Below are 20,350 nucleotides of genomic sequence, written 5' to 3'. Positions count from 1 at the left end.
GCTCCACCGAATTCAATTCCAGTTATGGAAGATATTCATTAGTACGTTGTTAGGTTGGAATCGACCAATTGAATAACTTACCTTACCCAACACTATTAAAGCCTATTGCTATGATTCTGAGGATTATACTGGCTACAACTTTTTTCCTGATCGGGTATATATCAGCGGCTCAGCCTAATCAACCAGCCGAATTAAATCGTTCAATTGGCCAATCCAATGCCAACTGGATACAAACCGTTTTAAAGAACTGGGAAACCGTATGTACCAAACACCTGCTAATAAACCCCCAACCTTTACCCTGGATTATTTTTTACGACAGCACCCGTGCCTTTCATATTAATCCGGATACAAATCTATTGCCACCTTCGGCTATAAAACAGCTACCTATTCAGTTTGGCAGTCAGTCTTATCGGGTTATTTTAATGGCTCACGCCGGGTCGGTATGGGTTCCAGGCCGAGATCCTATCAGTGTGGTTCCTCGTCCAGCCGTTACCATGCCGTACGACGAGTACCGAAAAAGTTTTTTTATGGCTCCGCTACCCTCGTTTTTTCGCAAATTGGCCCCTGCCGATCAGGCTGGTTTTCTGGACTTATTATTCCTTGGGATAAACAGCCATGAGCTGACGCATACACGACAACTCCCTTTTGTATTACCACAGTTGCTGGATATCCAGAAAAAGTACAAATTACCCGAAAACCTGGACGACAACCTGATTGAACGCCTATTTGAGAAAAACGAAGCCTATAAGAAGCTGTTCACAGCCGAAAAACAGCACTTTTGGAACGCTTATATGGCCGCCAACATGGATTCCTGTCGTCGGGAAATAACGAAAGGACTGACATTGATGAAGCAACGTAAGGGGCAATTTTTTACCGGTGACAAACTGGGCTACACGTACCTCGACGATATTTTCCTTTCGTTGGAAGGGTCTGCCATGTGGGTTCAATACCAGGTGACGATGGCGAATGCTCCTCGGGATCAACCGGCTCATCAGACGTTGTACTGGCTGGTGCAACGCACAGACTCGTGGGTACAGGAGGAAGGCCTGGTCCTTTTTCTGCTGATCGATCGTCTGGTCCCAAATTGGCAATCTCAATTCTTTGGAAAGACTTTGCCTTATCCCTTCGACGTATTGCAACGAGCCGTTTCCCAAAAGCCCCAAAAGTAAACGGTTCTTCTTTAGGTTTGTGGGCCTTTCCTGATTTAATAAATGATTCAACCAACGTAATAAGGTAGCAACTTTACTCCGACCGTAGGCTTTTAACCGGATTTGCGTTGGCTGCTTTCAGGGTTTGGTAACCGATGGTAATCAGGGCAATCAGGAGCGCCAATCCTCCGGCCGCGACAAATACCCAGGCATTGATCGAAATGCGGTAGGCAAAACCCGTCAGCCAACGTTGCATGACGAACCAGGCCACCGGAACCGCAACTAGGAAAGCAATGAGAATCAGTCCTAAAAAATCTCCGGACAATAGTAAGACGATGTTTTGGACAGAAGCTCCCAGCACTTTACGAACACCAATCTCCCTGGTTCGCTGGCGGGTAGCCAGCCAGGATAAGCCCAGCAGGCCAAGCGCAGCAATGAGCACTGCCAAACCCGCGAAAAGGGCGAATACCTTGCCCACCACGCGGTCGGCGTTGTACTGTTCGTTGAATTGATCGTCCAGAAAGCGGTAGGCAAATACATTACCCGGAAAAAAACGGTCATAGACCTGCCTGATGGCTGCCAGTGTGGTAGTTAGCTCGTTTGGCTCAACCTTCACCGATATAGGATTATACAAGCTGTAGTTAGGCATCATCACGACGGGTTCTACCGGGTGATGAATTGACTTTTGATGGAAGTCGTGCGTAACACCGACGATTTCATACGGCCTTTCGTACAGGATAATCGATTTCCCGACGGCTTCGCTGGCTGTTGGAAAGCCGAATAATTTAGCGGCTGACTCATTGAGTAACGTCGTTCGGACTTTGCTTAAATCCTCGTTATAATCAGTGGATCGAAAATTCCGACCCGCCAGTAGCTTAATGTCATAGAGGTCAAGGAAGTCTTCCCCAATACTCATGTTGTTTACAGCAAAGCGTGGGGAAGAAAGCTTATCTGGGCGGTGTACATCAAACATTCGATGCAGGTCTTCTCCCGGAATCCGGCCGGAATTGGTGGCCGCTTTGACATGAACCAGATTTTTCAGTTCTTCTTTGAAACTTCGGGATCTGGTAATGAAGCTGGAATCGTTCTCTAAAAGTTGTGGAGGGCTAATAACTAGTACTTGAGAAAGTGTAAGCCCAAGCGGTTTCTGAGCGGCATACCGCATTTGCTGGTAGATGATAATCGACCCGGCTACCAAGGCAATAGTCACTGCAAACTGCCCACTAACCAGGGCTTTCCGTAAAATAACTCCTCGAGATGACGTACTGAATTTCCCTTTTAGTACGTCAACGGGTTTAAACGAAGACAGCACCAACGCTGGATAGAAGCCGGCAATACAGATACCTGAGAGGATTATCAGTAACAACCCGAACGTAACACTGTTGCTCTGCAAGCCTTCCCCAAATACGTAGTGGATCGATAGATTGCGCTGAACGAGTTCGTTAAAACGAGCCTGGACGAAGTAAATCAGGCCAGCCGCCAGGAGCATCGAAAGAAAGTTGGATAGCAGCGATTCCGAAAAAAACTGGAAAACCAACTGTGTTCTGGTCGCTCCAGACGATTTACGTATTCCAACCTCTTTGGCGCGCTCCACGGCTCGGGCCGTTGCAAGATTGATGTAATTGATCCAGGCGATACTAAGAATCAGGAGGGCGCTGAGCAATGCTCCCCAAACGATAGTGGCGTTGCCCGTTTTCCCAATTTCGGCCCCAAAATCAGAATAAAGATGAGCTTTTAGCAATGGCTGAAGAGAGAACTTTTCAGTGCTGCCCGTGACTTTGTTACCTCTAAAATAACGCTGGCTGAATCCGGGCAACTGAGCCTCAAGCCTTTTAGGATCACTACCGGGTTTTAACTGGATATAATGGTAGAAATAGGATTCCGTGAAACTGGAATCGGCAGATTTCCAGTATCGATTACCACCACGATAAAGCGATGAATAGGCAACCAGAAAATCAAATTGGAGGTGAGAATTGTCCGGAACATCATAACAAATACCCGTTAGTTTATAAGGAACAGCACTACGTTCCAGATTAACCAGCCGGCCAATTAATGATGCTACGTTGCTGCCGACATCGGGAAAGAGTTTTCGGGCGCAGGATTCTGACAGAATAATCTCATCCGGCTCTCTCAGCACCAAATCCCGATTACCCGCTATTAGCTGATAAGAAAACATTCCAAAAAAAGACGGATCGACGGCCATACCGTTTTGCTTACCCATCTTTTGATCGTCGGCAATTAAAATACGTGATGCTAAAGGTGCTACGCGGGTATGATTGATGACTTCCGGAAACTCATGCCGCATTGCCTGACCAACGGCAGAATATGTCATAGGGCTATGCTGCACCCGTTTGCCATCCTGATATCGATCATTCACGACTCGGTAAAGGTCTCCGGCCTGTTGGTTGAACGTATCGTAGCTTAATTCAAAATTCGCGTACTCCACCATGAAGATGCAGGCGGTCATACCGATAGCGAGTCCTGCATGATTGATGAGAAAATACAGTTTGTTACGCGTGCTGTTTCGCCAGGCAATGAAAAGATAATTACGTAGCATAACCGGATGCAGGATTGATGGTGATTGATGATACGTTTGCTGACGTCGTCTTCGGCGCACAAAAGGCGATAGTACCGACGCTACGTTGAACAGGTAACGTAGCAGGGCCTGGGATGGGCCTGCCCGATGGTACCAGTACGTATACAACTCGTCCAGATCGCCCGCCACTTCTTCCAACGTATCACTGGGGTGAAGTTTGGTGAGTAGCCAGTGTGCCCAGCGGGGTGGATTTGGATGAGACTTATTCATAGTCCGCTGAGCCGAAGGGACACCGGTGGTACCAGTTGCCACAGTTCCTGCCGCAGTTGCTGGATTTCCTGCAACGCCCGGCTCCCTAGTCCTGTGATCCGAAACAGTCGCTTGCGTCGACCACCTCGTTCTGCCGTTGCCCCGCCCAGTTCCGATCGCACAAAACCCTTCTCTTCCAGCCGAATAAGCGTATTATGGATCGAACCGAAGACAACGATCCGACCCGTATGTTCTTCAATTGCCTGACTGATGGTCACACCGTAACCATCGCCATCCAGAATAGCCACCATTAACAGCACAATCTCCTCTAATTCCCCCAGATACGTCCGGCGCATGGTTTCAGGTGATTAGTTTATATTATTACGTACAAATCTTCTGCCAAGTTAATTAATCTGCCCAAAACAGACATAAAAGGGAAACTTTAAAAAAGCCCTACAGTGAAAATGTCCACAAATGGACAACTACTGTCCACTGAAGGACAATAAACAAACGTGAATTATGGGTAGTTACTTTTTGTCATCCTGAAGAAGGAAGGATCTTAAAGTATCTTCACTTGAGTGCTAGGAAACATTAAGATCCTTCCTTCGTCAGGATGACAAAAATTGCGGTAAGGAAAAATTTAAACAGGTTCTTTATTAGCGAAATAACGTACCAGCTAATACTTTACCCAATAGGGTAACAGGACGACGGCTTTCCCTTTTAGCACTATGATCAACCTAGTGCAACAGGCGCATCGTCACCCAACTATTACCGCTATTTTGGCAAACGGCCAGTCTCATACTTATGCGCAATTACTTGAGTCATCAGAACAGTTCAGTCGCCAACTTCTGAATGGTCGGGCTGATTTGTCCGAAACCCGCGTAGCGTTTATGGTAGAGCCTGGCTTCGAGTATGTTAACGTGCAATGGGGTATCTGGCGGGCGGGAGGCATTGCGGTGCCACTCTGTATTACGTATCCACCCGCTTCGTTGCAGTACGTTATCGACGATACGTCTGCCGAGATTGTCGTGGCATCGGCTCGATATGCTTCGCTGCTACGTCCCATTCTCGAAACCCGGACGATACGTTTTATTGAATTGGGGTTACCGGAAGCCAATTCATCGGGTGATTTGCCAAATGTTGACCCCACGCGAGGGGCGATGATTCTTTACACCAGTGGTACCACTAGTCTGCCCAAAGGCGTTGTCAGTACGCACGCCAATCTGGAGGCACAAATGACAACGCTGATTAAGGCTTGGGAATGGCAACCTGCCGATCATATTCTGTGCGTGTTGCCGTTACATCATGTGCATGGCATCGTCAACGTAATCGGTTGTGCGCTCTGGGCTGGTGCTTGTTGTGAATTTCTCCCTGAGTTTTCGCCGGCCGCTGTATTCGCTGCTTTTCAGCGAGGACGTATCAACCTGTTTATGGCGGTGCCGACCATTTATTTTAAGCTGATTGCCTATTGGGAATCGCTACCCGAAGCTGAACAACAGATACTTACAGAAACAATGCGCGACTTCCGGTTGATGGTGTCGGGTTCGGCGGCATTACCCGTCACGGTCATGGAAAAATGGGAACGGGTCAGCGGTCATACCTTACTCGAACGGTACGGTATGACCGAAATCGGGATGGCCATCAGCAATCCTTACCGTGGAAAACGAGTTCCTGGCCATATCGGCCAACCGCTGCCGGGTGTCGGAGTTCGGTTGGTCGATGAGCAGGACGAATTGGTTGAAGAAGGGCAACCCGGCGAAATTCAGGTGAAAGGAGCTACGGTATTCCGCGAATACTGGAATCGCCCACAAGCGACGCAGGATGCCTTTACCGACGACGGTTGGTTCCGTACCGGCGACGTAGCAGTAGTTGACGAAGGAAGCTATAAAATTCTGGGACGTAGTTCAATCGACATTATCAAATCGGGTGGTTATAAGCTATCGGCGCTCGAAATCGAGGAAGTTCTCCGAACACATCCGGCCATCGCCGATTGTGGGGTAATTGCGCTGCCCGATGAAGAATGGGGAGAAATTGTAGCGGCAGTTCTGGTTCCTGCTGAAGAAATTGATTTGGCCGCACTAAACCAGTGGATGCGCACGCAGATGGCAGCCTATAAGGTGCCGCGTCATTATCGAATTGTGACCGAACTTCCTCGTAATGCGATGGGTAAAGTGACCAAAAACGACCTGAAACAATATTTCTGAGCTATGGATTTCCTGACTGCTTTTCCCTATTGGTTCATTATTGTCATCATGGTAGTGAATGCCATTGTCGTGCAATTCATAAACATCGACGTAAAGGACGATGAGCGTTGAAAAACGATGATCGATAAGTGATGAACGATGAGTAAAAAACTAATGCGCCAGCCCACTCATCGTTCATCACTTATCGATCATCATTAACCAAACCTTCTATGGCTTACTTCTCCGAACATGCTACCGTGCTGCTTTGCATGGTGGTTTACCTGATTCTGCTGATTACGTTTGGCTGGTACCTGCAACGACAGGCGGGCAAAACCGTAGGGGAGTACTACGTTGCCAACCGACGGATACCGGGCTGGGTTGTTTCGTTAGCCTTCTTTTCCACCTTCGTCAGCACGAATACCTACATTGGGCAAGCGGGTGAGTCGTTTCGGTATGGTTTGTCATGGACCTGGGTAGGCGTTTTCTGGGCGGTTTTCTGCATTATTTCCTGGCAGATTTTAGGCCCCCGGATGCGCAATCAGAGTATCCGACTCAAGTCGTTTACCGTGCCTGATTATTTCCAGTTACGTTACCAAAGTGGACTTTCACGCAGCATTCGGGTCTTATCGGCCGTAATCATTCTGTTTGCGACGGTCTGGTACATGACGGGTATCGCCAAAGGCTGCGCGCACTTACTTCACTCACTTCTTGACATTCCCTACGCTTATGGAGCCGCCTTCATGCTGTTTTTTACGTGCTTTTACACCATTGCGGGAGGCATGTACGGCATTATGTGGACCGACGCCGTTCAGGGGATTCTGATGTTTATTGTCGCGATGGTGATGCTCTCACTGCCATTCATCTACGTGGGTGGCTACGACGCACTGATGACTAAAATCGCTTTTGTTGAGCACGTATCGAAAAAGGGAACGCCTATCGGCAACGGTCTCGTTACGTTCGGACAACTGACCTCGTTCACGTATATCGTAGGTATCGGTCTGTCGATTGGGATGAAACAGATATCTGAACCGAAACTCCTCATTCGCTTCTACACGGTTAAGGATAAGGCCGGGATGAAGTTCGCCATGACCTGGACGCCCATTTTCATGGGTATTTCGCTGGTTTGCGTGATGGGCCTGGGTGCACTTGTACACGGCATGGTAACTGCTGAGGAAGCCGCTCAACTCATCAATAATACCGATGAAGTAGTGGGGTTTATGCTGAAAAAATTCAATAATCCGCTCATCAGCGGTATTTGCCTGATGGGGCTTTTTGCGGCTGGCATGGCTGCGCTGGCGTCGGTGACGCTGGTCGTGGGCACTACGTTGGTGAAAGATATCTGGAATGTCTGGAAACCCATGCCCGCCGAACGTATCATTCCCCGCACGAAGATCGCCATGTTGCTGTACTGCATCATTGTGTATTATTTCACAATATTCCCACCGGCCGATGTTGTTGAGCTATCGGCATTTGCTGGCTCCGTATACGTAGCAAGTTTCTTCCCGACGATCTTCGGTGGGCTCTATTTTCGATGGGGCACCGATTTGGGGGCTGTAAGCTCCATGCTGGCCGGGATTATTGTCAATATCGTCTGGCGTTTCGGCGTTCGGAGCCGCTTCGAAGGACTGAGCGATATTCATGAAGTGTTTCCGGCTTTTCTGGCTTCCTTTGCCGCCTACGTAGTAGTAAGTCTGCTCACGGCCCATCGCAAACCTACCGCAGCGCACCTGAATACTGTATTTGATACTGAACCTGTCCTCGGTGCTACGTTGCTAAGTCAGGTAAAGAAATAGTCACAAATGATTGTAGGTTGTCTATTTAGAATCTATACTTACTACGTTAATAAAAAAGCCCGGCTGATTTAGTCGGGCTTGAAATTTTTATAGGTTAGGTAGTCGTAGTTACTATTCTTTTGACGTAGCAGCCCGAAAAAGTAACAAAACGACCGTGAAATTTTTGGCTTTACCCGGGCACGTAACGTCAACTCGCAGACTCCTCAATACTAAAGCCTAACAAACGTCAGGCTTTAGTATTTACTCAACCTATAAAGTCTGCTTATTGCAGGGCAATACTACGGGTAACTTGTTTAGCTGCTTCTGTCGACAGATTTAACTGCTTACGGATGCTGCCTTCGCTGGATTTTACTTCCAATTCGTACACGCCATCGGCCAACTGATCAACATTCAGTTTCATGGCAAATCTGGATTCTTTCTTGCCCAAATTCTGCCGATAAAGCACGTCGTTGTTTTTGTCACGTAACAGGACAACAACTGATACGTCGGTCGATTTTTCAACCGCCACCCGAATTTCGTGATTGACAGTTACGTAAGCACTGGCGCCAAACGAGAGCGTTTTCGGCGTAGTAGGGTTGAAAAGGGTAGAAGCACTCAGGAGAATAGAAGCGGCAACTTTACTGATTACTGGTAACATGATTGTGTGTGTTTGATGGTTTAAGATGTTGTTTACTGTGATGATCTGTGTGTTCCAAAGCCTGTGCCAGTTCTTAATTGGTGTTGATAGTCAGAGTCTTATGTTTTGTGTCGTTTCTCAACACTGTCCGTAACTGGACAAACTTTGTTCACTTGCGGACAAAAATAGAAGGAGAAGCAGGCCGCGCGAAATCCAGAATTGACCAGATGCTGAAATGAGATAATAAACTGTGAAAAAAGCAGGATAGCTGGTGCCTGAAAATTAGATAGATACAGCACTCATTTTCGATTGTGAAGAGAAAAATGAGCGATTTTTTAAACAATATATGAGCCTTTGCACTTACTAGGAAAGGATGCTTACTGTCTGGTCAGCATAGGCATCAAACCACCTGTTGTGGATTTACTTATTTATCTACGCCTTGGGGCTGAAGCGGTGTGCGTATGGAATACAATCTACTAATTGCTGATGATGATGACGATGATGTTTTACTCCTGACTAAATACCTGCATGGCCATAACGCTTCCGTAAAACTGACACACGTCTGGAATGGTACTGGAATTATCCAGAAATTAATGGAAGGTATGCGCCCAGACCTAATTATGGTCGATTCGCAGATGCCCATCATGAATGGGCAGGAGTTATTACGTCAATTACGAGCTAATCCAGGCTGGCAGCATATTCCAATAGTCGTGTGGGCTGGTACGTTATCCGAAGAAGATACGATGCATTTCTACCAGTCAGGAGCAAATTCCTGCGTCATGAAACAGGATATATTTGCCCGGATGGATGTTTTCTGTCGCTACTGGTTCGAGTTGATTAAGTTAGTGCCAACTAACTGAAAGTCAGGTGTAGTCGATAGTCATTAGGTTCCTATAGGCTGATGACTATCGACTATTAACTTAATGCAATACGTCGAAAACGAGTTCGCGGAGAATATCGCTCTCACTCATGGACGGGGCGTCGATGCCTTTACTACGTGCATCGGCCTGACGTATCGAATGAATGATAGACACGACTTTGGGGAGCGGGAAAGTACGGGCGGCTGTCAGGTAATCTTTCACAAAAAACGGATTCACACCCAGTAATGGAGCCAATCCCTTCTCACTCTGATCTTTCGACGCCTGCACGAGCAGCACTTTACTGAAATAGCTGAATAACTGCGCCAGAATAACAACCAGCGGATTATCTTTTGGATTACGCCCAAAATAATCGACAATCTGATTGGCTTTCACGAGTTCCCGCTGAGTTAGCGCTTTCTGCAATTCAAATACGTTGTATTCCTTGCTGATACCTACCAACCGCTCTACGGTTGCCGCTGAAATCTCCTCGCCAACGTGCATATTAATCAACATCTTGTCTATTTCGCCCGCCATGCGACGTAGGTCGTTGCCAATATGATCGGCCAGGAGCTGGCAGGCTTTCGGACTGATTTTCGCTCCTTGCTCGCGGCAGTATTCACCTACCCAATCCGGAATTTTGTTGTCGTAGAGTTTTTTAACACCCAGCAATTTCCCTTTGGCGCCAAACGCCTTCACCCAGGATTTTCGCTCATCGAGACCCGGTTTGCCTTCTTCTTTGACGTAGCACAACATCAGAATCGTGCTCGACAACGGATTCAGGGCGTAATCTTCCAATAGCGTCTGCGCTGACTTGTCGTTGATTCCGCTCATTTGTTGTGCTTCTTTTACCAGTACCAACTGCCGCTCAGCCATAAATGGATAGCGCCGGGCGTAGTTCAATACGGCACCCGCATCGGTATCTTTACCAAATAGCACAAACTGATTAAAACCACGTTCAGCTACTGGCACGGCCACTTTTTCGAGTTCGTCGGCAATACGGTCGAGGTAAAACGGTTCGTCACCGTGAATGAGATAAACGGGAGCAATCCGCTTGTTGCGGATATCTTTCAGCAGGGCGTCAACAGCAGCAATCAAAACAAAAAAGTATTTCAGGTATCAAGTTTCAGAGTCCAGGTTCCCTACGTAGTGACAACCAAAAGCCAGCCGCAAAAGTAAAGATTGCTCGCCATTTGTTACGTATCGAATTGGAGTTACGTTGAGCTTATCGGAAATTCTAGCTACGTTTGCCAGCTGCAAAATTGACAGGAAGCTAATGGCAATCCACGTATTGAGTTAAAGCAGTACATTTGGCTATGGAATTAAAAGTACACATACCGTTTCAGGAAATCTTGACAATTGTTCGCCAGCTCAGAAAGTCAGGCTTCAAAAAGAATTGGACAGCGAAAAGAAATCGGTGAAAAAACAATCGCGATTGACACAAATCCTGCTTAACGGCCCTGTCTATACTGATGAGCAGATAAAAATTGTTGAGCAAACCCGCAAATCGATTGATGAATGGCGGACAGAATAGTAATGGTTGATACCAACGTATTAATCGATTTTTTCCGAAAGACAGATAAAGCCAGAACTAGACTTGTCTACCTTTCAGAGCAGTTTGAACAGCTTGCCATTTCAAGTGTAACAGAATTTGAAGTGTATAGCGGGGCAATCCCAGCCTAACTGCCATTTTGGAATGAATTGCTTTCTGAAATTCTTGTTTTCCCATTTGATGGCAAAGCCGCCCCTATAGCAGTTGATATGCTGCACGATTTAAAAACAGCAAAAGTCAATCGATAAAGCTGACCTTTTTATTGCTGCAACAGCCGTAGCTAATGACCTACCTTTAGATACGCTAAATCGTAGGCACTTTAATCAAATAAATCTGCACGAGCTACTTGATAATTTGTGAAGGGAATTGCCATACGCAATCACCGCCGAAGCAACGTACCGGGCCGTACACCTGTAGTTTTCTGGCCCTGATACACTAATTTCCCCGCTACCCAAACTGCTTCAATTCCTGTAGACAAAGCTTTATTATCGCCGATACGTGCCTTATCTAGTACGGTGTCTGGATTGAATAAAACCAGATCCGCGAAATAGCCCGACGTAACGATACCCCGGTTTTTTAAACCGAGGTGTTCTGCTGAAAGGCTCGTCATTTTCTGGATGGCCGTTTCGAGCGTCATTAATCGCTGGTCGCGGACGTAGCGGGCCAGCACGCGTGTAAAAGCGCCATATCCGCGCGGATGCCCATCGTTGGCACCGTCGGAGCAGATGTTGGTGTGCGGCCAGGTCAGAAAATCCCTGACGTCAGTTTCGCTCATCGATTTCCCCATAATTCCCTCCACGCCCGAAACGTCGGGATTTTTCTGGCCAAAGTCCGACGCTTCGGCCACCAGATTCATCAGCGTTTGGGCAGGCTTTTCGTTACGTAGTTTCGCTACGTCGCCAACCGATTTTCCGGCGTAAGCTGGATTAGCCGCGTAACGTACCAGCACTGATTGTGATGGGTCAAATAATTGATTGACAGCAAATTCGGCGCTGACCGGGTTGGTATAGTCACGTTTCGGAAACAGGACACGTAGCGTCGACATCCAGTAATCGTAAGGATAGCAGTCTGCTGTAATTTTTACACCTTCCGAGCGAGCTTCTTCGAGCAAAGCCAGCAGCCGCTGCGATTGCCCCCATTTGGAACGTAACGCAATTTTTAAGTGCGAAATCTGTACCGGCATTTTTGTTTGACGACCAATCTGAATAATCTCATCCACAGCTTCATCCAACGTAATATCCTCACTGCGAATGTGGCTGATGTATCGTCCTCCCGAATCGGCGGCCACCTGCGCCAGTTGAAGCACCTCATCGCGATTGGAAAAGAAAGACGACTCATACTCCAGCCCCGTCGATAAACCCAGCGCACCATTGTGCATTTCGCTACGTAGCAGCGTTTTCATTTGCTCAACTTCATCAGCTTTGGCGGTGCGATAAAGCCCATTAGCACCCATCGCTTTCTGACGTAGCATAGCGTGACCGGTATAACTTGCTACGTTAATAGCAACGGGTTGGCGCTTCAAGCGGGATTGCAACGTATCCATCAATAAACCACCACCATCCTGGCCAACCACAATGGTAGTTATGCCCTGACTCACAGCCGGTAAGGCGTCAGGTTGTGCGTTCAGGTCGTGGTGGCTGTGGCTGTCGATAAAACCGGGAGACAATACCATTCCTTTTCCATCAAAAACGGATTCATTCTTGAATGGCGTCAACGTACCGACTTCCCAGATGCGATCATTACGTAGTCGAACGGCAGCTTTTCGGGCGGGCGTTCCGGTACCGTCGATAACTCTTACATTACTAATAAGCTGTGTCTGGGGAAGTTGCACCGGTTTTCCGTCCAGAATATCGCGGGCAATCCGTCCTGCCGCATTTCCGCCATTTGCCAGCATAATCAGCGTTTGTTTCCTGTCGACGTAGCGAATGATTAACGTTCGAAAACCGACCCAGCCGCCCGTGTGCATCAGTACGTTCCCGTTCTCCTCAATCATCCAGCCGAAGCCGTAGGGATACGTAGTACCATCATTTAGTTTGACGGGCATAAACGCTTCTTTTATCGTAAATTCCTTCACCAGTTTTCCGGTAGAAAGGGACTGTGCCCAAATCAGCAGGTCTTCGGCGGATGAATACACATTTCCATCGCCCACCACGCCATCCAGCCGAATCAGGTCGTCTGCTACGTTCCGGCCATTCTCCCGCCGGAAACCATAAACGCGATTATGCGGAACCGTTTTACTCTTGTGGTAATAGATATATGTGTTTTTTAGCTTCAAAGGGCGCACGATATTCTGGTCGAAAAACGTTTCGACGGGCATACCACTCACCTTGGCGATGATGGCCCCCAGCACTACGTAGCCCGTATTGCAATACGCCCATTTATCGCCGGGCTGAAAAACGGGCGCTGGTTTGTGCTGATTCAGTAATTGCACGAGTCCATCGTTGGTGAGCGTATCGAGCGGGCCGAGGTATTTCTGCGCCAGATCGAAATACTCGGGCAGGCCCGACGTATGATTCAGCAAATCCCGTACAGAAATAGCCGTGTACGGAAAATGGTGCAAATACGTCTGGACGGGTTCATCATACTTTAGTTTGCCCTGCTCCTGCAACTGCATGATCATCATCGCAATGAACTGCTTCGACACAGAAGCCAGGTTGAATGCAGATTGAGTTGTTAGTGGTACGTTGTTGGTGATACTGGCAATTCCCAACGCTTTCTGGTAGCGAACTTTTCCCTGTTCGGCCACCAGCACAACGCCATTGAACATTGCCTGATTATGTAATACGGTCAGTGTCGAGTCGAGGGTTTTCAGGCGCGAATCCAGCGGTGACGTAATAGACTGGGAAGTCCCGCGAAACCAGATGAAAATGAGGAAGATAGTGATTACGTAAAGCCGAGGTGGGTGCATGGGTCAGGCAGAAAAATCAGCCCAATATAGCCGTTACGTGTAATAGTTTTGGCGACAATCGCCATATTACCGTAAAACATAGCTGTTACGTTACTTATTTATGACAAATCGGGCGATTTTGCTCACAGACGGCCTTTTAAGTACGCCCAATGCCAAGACGGCTCACGGGCTGATTCGTGGAACAGAACGATATACAGTGGTTGGCGTGGTCGACGCACCAACGGCGGGTCAGGATGCGGGCGAAGTACTGGACGGAAAATCACGTCAGATTCCAGTCTTTGCGTCGGTTGATGTAGCACTCGCGCAGGTTGAATCTGTTTCATATGCCATTGTGGCCATTGCCACAAACGGTGGAATTTTGCCGCCAACCCTGCTTGAAACGCTGAAAGAATGCCTGGAACGGGGCTTATCTGTCGTCAACGGCTTGCACGATTTCCTGAATGATAAACCCGATATGGTTGCGTTGGCTGAGAAACAGGGCGTCCAGCTTATTGACGTTCGGCGCCCCAAACCCCGCCACGAACTGCATTTCTGGACGGGCGAGGTGAAACAGATTAGGGCTCCCATTATCGCAGTTATTGGTACCGACTGCGCGTTAGGCAAACGTACTACCGCTCGCCTGATTCGGGAAGCTTGTGGACGGCATGGACTAAATGCGCAGCTGATTTATACCGGACAAACGGGCTGGCTACAAGGTGGCCAATATGGCTTCATTGTTGATTCGACGGTAAACGATTTTGTGTCGGGCGAGTTGGAAAACGCGCTCGTTACGTGCTGGCGAGAAACGCACGCCGACGTACTACTCATTGAAGGACAAGCCGCTCTACGTAATCCCAGCGGTCCCTGTGGTTCGGAGTTTCTGGTGTCGGGAAATGCGCGCTACGTAGTGCTGGTTCACGCGCCCAAACGTACGTATTACGACCATGACCCCGCCTGGGGAGAAATTCCGTCCGTCGAGTCGGAGATTGCGCTGATTCGGGCGTATGGTTCAGAGGTTATTGCGCTGGCAATCAATACGGAAGATTGTACACTGGAAGAAGCTGTAATGTATCAGAAAACGTATTCCGAAACGTTAGGAATTGCGGTTTTGCTGCCGTTACAGCAGGGTGTCGACGCGGTAGTGCCTGTCATTCAATCTATAATCACTACGTCCCATGCGGATTAAATCGATTCGGACTTACCTGAGAAATCTGGCACTTACCAAGCCCTACACGATTGCGTATCAGACCACATCTGACGTTGAAAACGTGTTTCTGGAAATTGAGCTCGACAACGGAATGGTTGGATTGGGGGCCGCTAATCCGTCGCCAGAAGTGGTTGGTGAGTCGCCGGAGCAGGCGTTGCAAAATTTACAGGGCGAATGGGTGAGTAGTTTGGTGGGGAAAGATATCCGGCTTTTTCAGGGCTTGATTCGGGAGGGACGTCAGCAATTTGCGAAAGCACCTGGTACGTTGGCCGCGCTGGATATTGCCCTGCACGATTCGTTCGGGCAATATTTGGGCATTCCAATCGTACAGTTTTATGGACAGAAAATCCATTCGTTACCAACATCGGTCACAATTGGCATCATGAACGTAGCCGATACGTTGGCCGAAGCAGCTGGCTATTATGAGCAGGGATTTCGGGTGTTGAAAGTAAAAACGGGCCTGAACGTAGCGGAAGATAGTGAACGTATCATCAAGCTTCGGGAAACGTATCGACATACTATGACGATTCGTGTCGACGCCAACCAGGGCTATTCGCTCACTGATTTAGCGCTTTTTCAGGAAGCTACTGCTGAAGCCGCCGTTGAGTTAATTGAACAGCCGTTACTGGTTGGTCAGGAAGAAGATTTGCTACGTTTACCTGATGCTATTCGGAAACGGTTAGCCGCCGACGAATCGCTGAAAGGCCCAAAAGCGGCTTTACAACTCGCCCAGCAACCGCAGCCGTTTGGGATTTATAATATCAAGCTGATGAAGTGTGGCGGTATTCGGGCAGCGTTGGACATGGCTACCATTGCCGAAGCCGCCGGAATTTCGCTATTTTGGGGATGTAACGACGAGAGTCGGGTAAGCATCACAGCAGCCCTGCACGCAGCCTTTGCCTGCCCGCACACGCGCTACATCGATCTCGACGGTAGTTTCGAACTGGCCGAAGATATTGTATCTGGTGGTTTCGTGGTAGAAAATGGCTTCATGCGCCCAACCGCCGGAGCGGGCCTGGGATTGAGTCGGCTTGAGTGACGTGAATCTGAGGGGGGCGAATAAGGTGTTTATTGTCAAATCATTACAATAAATTTTTGTCATCCTGATGAGGGAAGGATGACAAAAATTTACTACCCATTATTCACGTTACTTATGCTTCCGTACTTCCCTTTTGGTCAGCGATATAATGATAAAATGGGGACGACACCCCTGTTGGAAAGTGACCGACTGGTTGAAATCGATGCAAACTACGTAGCGGACGTAACACTGAAACGCCAACTTCTGAAGGAACTGCCTGACTATTACTACCAGGCACTGCCTGGCAACGTAACGGCGCAATGGGAAGTGCTGGATTTGGTACTGCAAAATCTGGCCCGGGTTTCTCCTGAATCGTTTTCATTACGTCAGGATGGTACGTGCTGGCATTGGAAAAACCATCTGCTAGACGAAGAAACAACCTTTATGTTCGGTGACGAAACAACGCTACCACTGGAGCCGCTCGATTGGGTTGGCCGACAAGTTCAGGAAGATTTGATTCTGCTTGCGGGTGACGATGCTACGTTGGTAGCCGGGCAACTTTGTTTCGCCAACGACTGGAGTCTGGACGAAAAAATTGGCCTGTCGTTCTGGGAGATTCACGCTCCAATAACGTCTATCGTCGAGCCGATGCTACGTGCCGCACAGACATTTATGGCTCGTTTACCCATCGGTCGACCTGTCTGGCGGACCAACTGGAGCGTGAAAATCAGCAATCAGCTCGATATGACCAGCCGCCATACGCCAGCGCTGAAACAACAGCTTATTGAACAGCTTCCTACGTTAACGCCCGACACAATCGGTGAGCAGCTTTACGTACGTATCGAACGTCAGACACTCACGCGATTACCGCATTCAGGAGCTGTTTTGTTCGGTATACATACGTACCAAAACCGACTAGCTGACGAAGCCGCCGACCCGGAACGGGCGTATCGAATGGCGCGGGTTTTCAGTACAACGCCCACAGCCATGCTGGATTACAAAAATATGACAGCCTTTATGCCTGCTTTACAGATGTATTTGGGTAGTCGCCAGTCTTCAGTCGATAGTCATTAGTCGCTGGTCGACAGTATTAACAGAGTTACGTATCGATAGATTGGATGCACTAACTAAAAAACTATCAACTCGTATGGCCCATCTTAGCCGCGCCTTAGATACTCGTTCTGCTATTCTGCTTGTGGTGAGCGGAATTATTGGTTCGGGTGTGTTCAAAAAAGTGGCGCCTATGGCCGCTGAACTCGGTTCACCCTTGCTGGTGGTGGGTTGTTGGGTCGTTGCAGGGATTGTTAGCCTGACGGGAGCGCTGACTTACGCCGAAATGGCGGGGATGTTTCCGCAGTCGGGTGGGGAGTACGTTTACTTCAAGAAAGTGTACGGAAAACTGTTTGCCTTTCTGTATGGTTGGGGCGCATTTGCCGTCATGCGAACGGCCACTATTGCGGCACTGGCGCACATTTTCGGGCAGTCGCTTCTGGCGTTGATCGACGTGCCGGGCGAGTCTGCCGAGTTGATTGTCAAAGTCATCGCTACGTTGCTCATTCTGTTTCTGAGTTCACTCAATTACTGGGGCATTACGTTCGCAGAAGGGTTCAGTCGAGCACTCATCTACATTGTATTTGTGGCAGTAGCTGTAATTGCCTGGCTGGGTTTTTCTGCTGAGTCAGGAAGTCTATCGAATCTGACCCATTCGGTTCCGCCGATCGGGACCAATGAACGGAGTAGTTTACTAGGTTCATTGGTGATAGCGTCGCTGGGAGCTTTCTGGGGGTACGAAGGCTGGAATCAGATTGGGTATATCGGCGAAGAAATCAAACAGCCCCAACGAAATCTACCGATTGCCCTAAGCATCGGCACCAGCATCGTTGTTGGTATCTACGTACTGCTGAATGTCGTGTATGTGTACGTAACGCCCATCGATGGACTGATTCAGTTGGCGGGTATGCCCGGAAAAATCGCGGCTGTTGACGTGATACGTCAGGCGGCTGGCTGGGCGGGTGCTACGTTTATTTCGGTATTGATCCTGATCACTACGTCCAATTCAACTAATGCATCGATTCTGATGCCCGCCCGGCTTTTTTATGCAATGGCGCGTGACGGCCTGTTTTTTAAAGCAGCGGCCGTCATTCATCCACGCCATAAAACACCTTCGGTTGCCATTATGCTACAAAGTGGCTGGTCGATTGTACTGGTTTGGTCGGGTAGTTTCGATCAATTGACTGATATGCTGGTATTTGCGTCGTTTATTTTTTACGGCGCTACAGCAGTAGGTGTCATACTGCTACGTATCAAACAGCCTGATTTGCTACGTCCCTATCGCGTAATAGGTTACCCGCTAATCCCCGCTTTTTTCGCCTGTTTCTGCGCGTTGCTGGTGGGAATGACGCTCATCAACCAACCTCGTGAAGCACTCACAGGTCTCGCCCTGATTGCCACAGGATTGCCGTTTTACTGGTTCTGGCGGAAAAACAGTATCGATGCTACGTCTGATGCAGAAAGTTCCGAAACTCACTCCACCACCGGATAACCCTTGTCGATCCAGTCGGTTTTGAGGTTTTTGGCGAGATTCAGCAGCTTGTGATTTTTAAAACCAAGCTCGTTGAGTTTCGTAAATGCCGGCCGAACATTCGGGCAATTTTTGAAGGGGCAGCAGCCGCAGTAAATCACAATTTGCCGGTCTTTGGATTCTTTACTGAGTAACTTTTCCAGCTTGGCCAGGTTTTCGGCTTCCCCCGCCGGACCAACGCCCACCGACGATTTGATGGAAGCCGCCGGACCGATGCTGATGATAAGCGGTTGTTCGGCTTTAGGTCCTGCGATGGCTGCCGCTAAATCCGCTGGGTCGAGAAGTTGCTCAGGGCTCCAGGGTTCAGCCCGATGCCAGCCAAAATAAGTTAGCCCGGCGCAAAGAATGAGGAGGGTCAGGACGAAGGAATAAGGCGATTTTTTCCAGTTCATAGTAACAAACTTACGGACAATCAAGGCTTTTTCATAATTGGAAAACGAGCACCCTAGCCAGGATAAACAAGGCTCAATCAATAGGCGCTACGTTCCTGCAATATTAAAAATGAAGCGAACAGGCTGGAATGCCCCTGTACTACGTTAGATAATCGTAGAAAAGGTCGATGGAACAACCCGATTGTTCCTTTCTATTGAGATTAATGCGTTTACGATACCCGAAATTGGCTTTCTTTGTACTAAACCGCGCCTGACATCCGCTTGAAAGTCCGAGCTTTTTTTTACCTGTTCTTGCTGTGTCCATGTTGGGTGGTTGCTCAACCGTTTGGCGGACAACGGGTGTTTTCGTTTCTCGACTTACCTACCCACGCCCGTGTAGCTGCTTTGGGCGGGCAGGTAGCGACGGCAATTAGCCCCGATGGCGCCTATCATTTAAACAACCCCGCTCTGGCCGATTCAATACGTAGTAATGACCTTTCTATCAGCCTGATGCCTTATCTGGCGGCCGCCAAATATTATACGCTGCAATACGGATTGCCCTCCAGACAGAAATCTACAGACAGACGGGTAGGATGGGCCGTTGGTGCGCAATACCTGAATTATGGGGAGTTTGCGCAGACCGATCCAGCAGGGAATGCACTCGGTACGTTCACCGTCAACGACTACGCGCTGAGCCTGACCTATGCCCGTACGGAAGGTAATTTCACGCTCGGTGCTACGTTCAAAGCGGTGGGTTCGTCGATAGAAACGTATTCGGCGTTTGGGTTGCTGGCCGATTTGGGTGGGGTGTGGCGGCATCCGAAAAAAGACCTGACATTTGGCCTGGTTGCCAGGAATGTTGGTTATCTGCTTAAAAATTACGGTTCCCTGGATCGTACAGCTGCGATGGCCAGTTTGCCGTTCGATTTGCAGGCAGGTGTTACGTTGAAGCCTAAACATGCCCCCATTCGCCTGACGCTGACAGCGCACCACATCTACCGGTACGATATTACGTATAACGATCCCAATTTGAATACCCGCTACGATCTCAACGGAAATCCGATTCTCCCAACGACCGGCGTTGTGGAAAAAATAGCCCGCCATTTAAGCGTTGGTGCTGAATTACTTATCCATCGAAACGTGCATTTACTTGTTGGCTATAATCACCTGAAACGGCAGGAAGGTAAGCTGGCATCGGGCGGTATCGGGCCGGGTATATCGTTCGGAGCGTCGGTGCAGGCGAAGGGTTTTCAGTTAACGTATGGCCGTTTCTCATCGGTTCCGACGGCGGGCACCAGTCAGTTATCGCTACGTATCGATCTGGATCGGCTGATGAAAAAATAATCTGGAAA

General features: G+C 48.6%; 16 protein-coding genes. 10 read left to right on the top strand and 6 right to left on the bottom strand.

Annotation, left to right across the window (positions count from 1 at the left end):
* The first annotated feature begins 110 nt into the window (after nt 1-110).
* Nucleotides 111-1,169 (top strand): hypothetical protein, encoded by a 1,059-nt coding sequence (locus tag IC229_RS22925; protein WP_190889360.1) that lies wholly within the window; start codon nt 111-113, stop codon nt 1,167-1,169.
* 73 nt (nt 1,170-1,242) lie between these two features.
* Here the strand turns inward: IC229_RS22925 and IC229_RS22920 are convergent, their stop codons facing one another.
* Both IC229_RS22920 and IC229_RS22915 read right to left on the bottom strand, forming a co-directional pair.
* A complete protein-coding gene (locus IC229_RS22920; RefSeq protein ID WP_223834145.1) occupies nt 1,243-3,954 on the bottom strand; it encodes an ABC transporter permease in 2,712 nt (903 codons plus the stop codon).
* Nucleotides 3,951-4,289, bottom strand: coding sequence for a PadR family transcriptional regulator (locus IC229_RS22915; protein ID WP_190889359.1), 339 nt, complete (start codon nt 4,287-4,289; stop codon nt 3,951-3,953). Before IC229_RS22915 ends, IC229_RS22920 begins: the two co-directional genes overlap by 4 nt.
* Nucleotides 4,290-4,661: 372 nt before the next feature.
* Here IC229_RS22915 and IC229_RS22910 point away from each other — a divergent pair, with 372 nt between their 5' ends.
* Both IC229_RS22910 and IC229_RS22905 read left to right on the top strand, forming a co-directional pair.
* A complete protein-coding gene (locus IC229_RS22910) occupies nt 4,662-6,137 on the top strand; it encodes an acyl-CoA synthetase (protein ID WP_190889358.1) in 1,476 nt (491 codons plus the stop codon).
* 209 nt (nt 6,138-6,346) lie between these two features.
* On the top strand, nt 6,347-7,909 hold the full coding sequence (locus IC229_RS22905) for a sodium:solute symporter family protein (RefSeq protein ID WP_223834144.1): 1,563 nt from the start codon (nt 6,347-6,349) through the stop codon (nt 7,907-7,909).
* 262 nt (nt 7,910-8,171) lie between these two features.
* Here IC229_RS22905 and IC229_RS22900 read toward each other — a convergent pair whose 3' ends face one another.
* Entirely contained in the window at nt 8,172-8,546 is a 375-nt protein-coding gene (locus IC229_RS22900) for a hypothetical protein (protein ID WP_190889357.1), read from the bottom strand.
* A 440-nt stretch (nt 8,547-8,986) separates the two neighbouring features.
* Here IC229_RS22900 and IC229_RS22895 point away from each other — a divergent pair, with 440 nt between their 5' ends.
* Nucleotides 8,987-9,385: a response regulator gene (locus IC229_RS22895; protein ID WP_190889356.1), complete on the top strand. Its 399-nt coding sequence runs from the start codon at nt 8,987-8,989 to the stop codon at nt 9,383-9,385.
* Nucleotides 9,386-9,445: 60 nt separating this feature from the next.
* Here IC229_RS22895 and holA read toward each other — a convergent pair whose 3' ends face one another.
* Nucleotides 9,446-10,480 (bottom strand): DNA polymerase III subunit delta, encoded by a 1,035-nt coding sequence (gene holA / locus IC229_RS22890; RefSeq protein WP_190889355.1) that lies wholly within the window; start codon nt 10,478-10,480, stop codon nt 9,446-9,448.
* A gap of 420 nt (nt 10,481-10,900) precedes the next feature.
* On the opposite strand from holA, the gene IC229_RS36160 reads away from it, so the two are divergent.
* Complete coding sequence (locus tag IC229_RS36160; protein ID WP_190889354.1) at nt 10,901-11,065, top strand: PIN domain-containing protein; 165 nt, start codon at nt 10,901-10,903, stop codon at nt 11,063-11,065.
* A 248-nt stretch (nt 11,066-11,313) separates the two neighbouring features.
* On the opposite strand, the gene IC229_RS22880 is transcribed toward IC229_RS36160, so the two are convergent.
* On the bottom strand, nt 11,314-13,842 hold the full coding sequence (locus IC229_RS22880) for a serine hydrolase (RefSeq protein WP_190889353.1): 2,529 nt from the start codon (nt 13,840-13,842) through the stop codon (nt 11,314-11,316).
* A 100-nt stretch (nt 13,843-13,942) separates the two neighbouring features.
* Here IC229_RS22880 and IC229_RS22875 point away from each other — a divergent pair, with 100 nt between their 5' ends.
* The 4 genes from IC229_RS22875 to IC229_RS22860 all read left to right on the top strand — a co-directional run bounded on the left by IC229_RS22875 (nt 13,943) and on the right by IC229_RS22860 (nt 18,588).
* On the top strand, nt 13,943-15,007 hold the full coding sequence (locus IC229_RS22875) for a DUF1611 domain-containing protein (RefSeq protein WP_190889352.1): 1,065 nt from the start codon (nt 13,943-13,945) through the stop codon (nt 15,005-15,007).
* The gene (locus tag IC229_RS22870) at nt 14,997-16,067 is read left to right on the top strand and encodes a mandelate racemase/muconate lactonizing enzyme family protein (RefSeq protein WP_190889351.1); all 1,071 of its coding nucleotides are present in this window, start codon (nt 14,997-14,999) and stop codon (nt 16,065-16,067) included. The genes IC229_RS22875 and IC229_RS22870 overlap by 11 nt, the downstream gene beginning before the upstream one ends.
* A gap of 114 nt (nt 16,068-16,181) precedes the next feature.
* Nucleotides 16,182-17,120, top strand: coding sequence for a heme-dependent oxidative N-demethylase family protein (locus IC229_RS22865; RefSeq protein WP_190889350.1), 939 nt, complete (start codon nt 16,182-16,184; stop codon nt 17,118-17,120).
* A 73-nt stretch (nt 17,121-17,193) separates the two neighbouring features.
* Entirely contained in the window at nt 17,194-18,588 is a 1,395-nt protein-coding gene (locus tag IC229_RS22860) for an APC family permease (protein WP_190889349.1), read from the top strand.
* Here IC229_RS22860 and IC229_RS22855 read toward each other — a convergent pair.
* Nucleotides 18,570-19,019 (bottom strand): rhodanese-like domain-containing protein, encoded by a 450-nt coding sequence (locus IC229_RS22855; protein ID WP_190889348.1) that lies wholly within the window; start codon nt 19,017-19,019, stop codon nt 18,570-18,572. The genes IC229_RS22860 and IC229_RS22855 overlap by 19 nt on opposite strands.
* A 261-nt stretch (nt 19,020-19,280) precedes the next feature.
* Between IC229_RS22855 and porQ the strand changes: the two genes are divergently transcribed.
* Nucleotides 19,281-20,342: a type IX secretion system protein PorQ gene (gene porQ, locus IC229_RS22850; RefSeq protein ID WP_190889347.1), complete on the top strand. Its 1,062-nt coding sequence runs from the start codon at nt 19,281-19,283 to the stop codon at nt 20,340-20,342.
* Nucleotides 20,343-20,350 lie beyond the last annotated feature (8 nt).

The organism is Spirosoma profusum (genome assembly GCF_014699005.1).
Lineage (GTDB): Bacteria > Bacteroidota > Bacteroidia > Cytophagales > Spirosomataceae > Spirosoma > Spirosoma profusum.
The sequence above is the reverse complement of the archived record's forward strand: the minus strand, read 5'-3'. Positions and strand labels throughout refer to the sequence as shown.

What these genes read in the sequence shown, in the direction of transcription:
- IC229_RS22925 (WP_190889360.1), top strand. Translation starts at nt 111, where the DNA reads ATGATTCTGAGGATTATACTGGCTACAACTTTTTTCCTGATCGGGTAT.
- IC229_RS22920 (WP_223834145.1), bottom strand. Translation starts at nt 3,954, where the DNA reads ATGAATAAGTCTCATCCAAATCCACCCCGCTGGGCACACTGGCTACTC.
- IC229_RS22915 (WP_190889359.1), bottom strand. Translation starts at nt 4,289, where the DNA reads ATGCGCCGGACGTATCTGGGGGAATTAGAGGAGATTGTGCTGTTAATG.
- IC229_RS22910 (WP_190889358.1), top strand. Translation starts at nt 4,662, where the DNA reads ATGATCAACCTAGTGCAACAGGCGCATCGTCACCCAACTATTACCGCT.
- IC229_RS22905 (WP_223834144.1), top strand. Translation starts at nt 6,347, where the DNA reads ATGGCTTACTTCTCCGAACATGCTACCGTGCTGCTTTGCATGGTGGTT.
- IC229_RS22900 (WP_190889357.1), bottom strand. Translation starts at nt 8,546, where the DNA reads ATGTTACCAGTAATCAGTAAAGTTGCCGCTTCTATTCTCCTGAGTGCT.
- IC229_RS22895 (WP_190889356.1), top strand. Translation starts at nt 8,987, where the DNA reads ATGGAATACAATCTACTAATTGCTGATGATGATGACGATGATGTTTTA.
- IC229_RS36160 (WP_190889354.1), top strand. Translation starts at nt 10,901, where the DNA reads ATGGCGGACAGAATAGTAATGGTTGATACCAACGTATTAATCGATTTT.
- IC229_RS22880 (WP_190889353.1), bottom strand. Translation starts at nt 13,842, where the DNA reads ATGCACCCACCTCGGCTTTACGTAATCACTATCTTCCTCATTTTCATC.
- IC229_RS22875 (WP_190889352.1), top strand. Translation starts at nt 13,943, where the DNA reads ATGACAAATCGGGCGATTTTGCTCACAGACGGCCTTTTAAGTACGCCC.
- IC229_RS22870 (WP_190889351.1), top strand. Translation starts at nt 14,997, where the DNA reads ATGCGGATTAAATCGATTCGGACTTACCTGAGAAATCTGGCACTTACC.
- IC229_RS22865 (WP_190889350.1), top strand. Translation starts at nt 16,182, where the DNA reads ATGCTTCCGTACTTCCCTTTTGGTCAGCGATATAATGATAAAATGGGG.
- IC229_RS22860 (WP_190889349.1), top strand. Translation starts at nt 17,194, where the DNA reads ATGGCCCATCTTAGCCGCGCCTTAGATACTCGTTCTGCTATTCTGCTT.
- IC229_RS22855 (WP_190889348.1), bottom strand. Translation starts at nt 19,019, where the DNA reads ATGAACTGGAAAAAATCGCCTTATTCCTTCGTCCTGACCCTCCTCATT.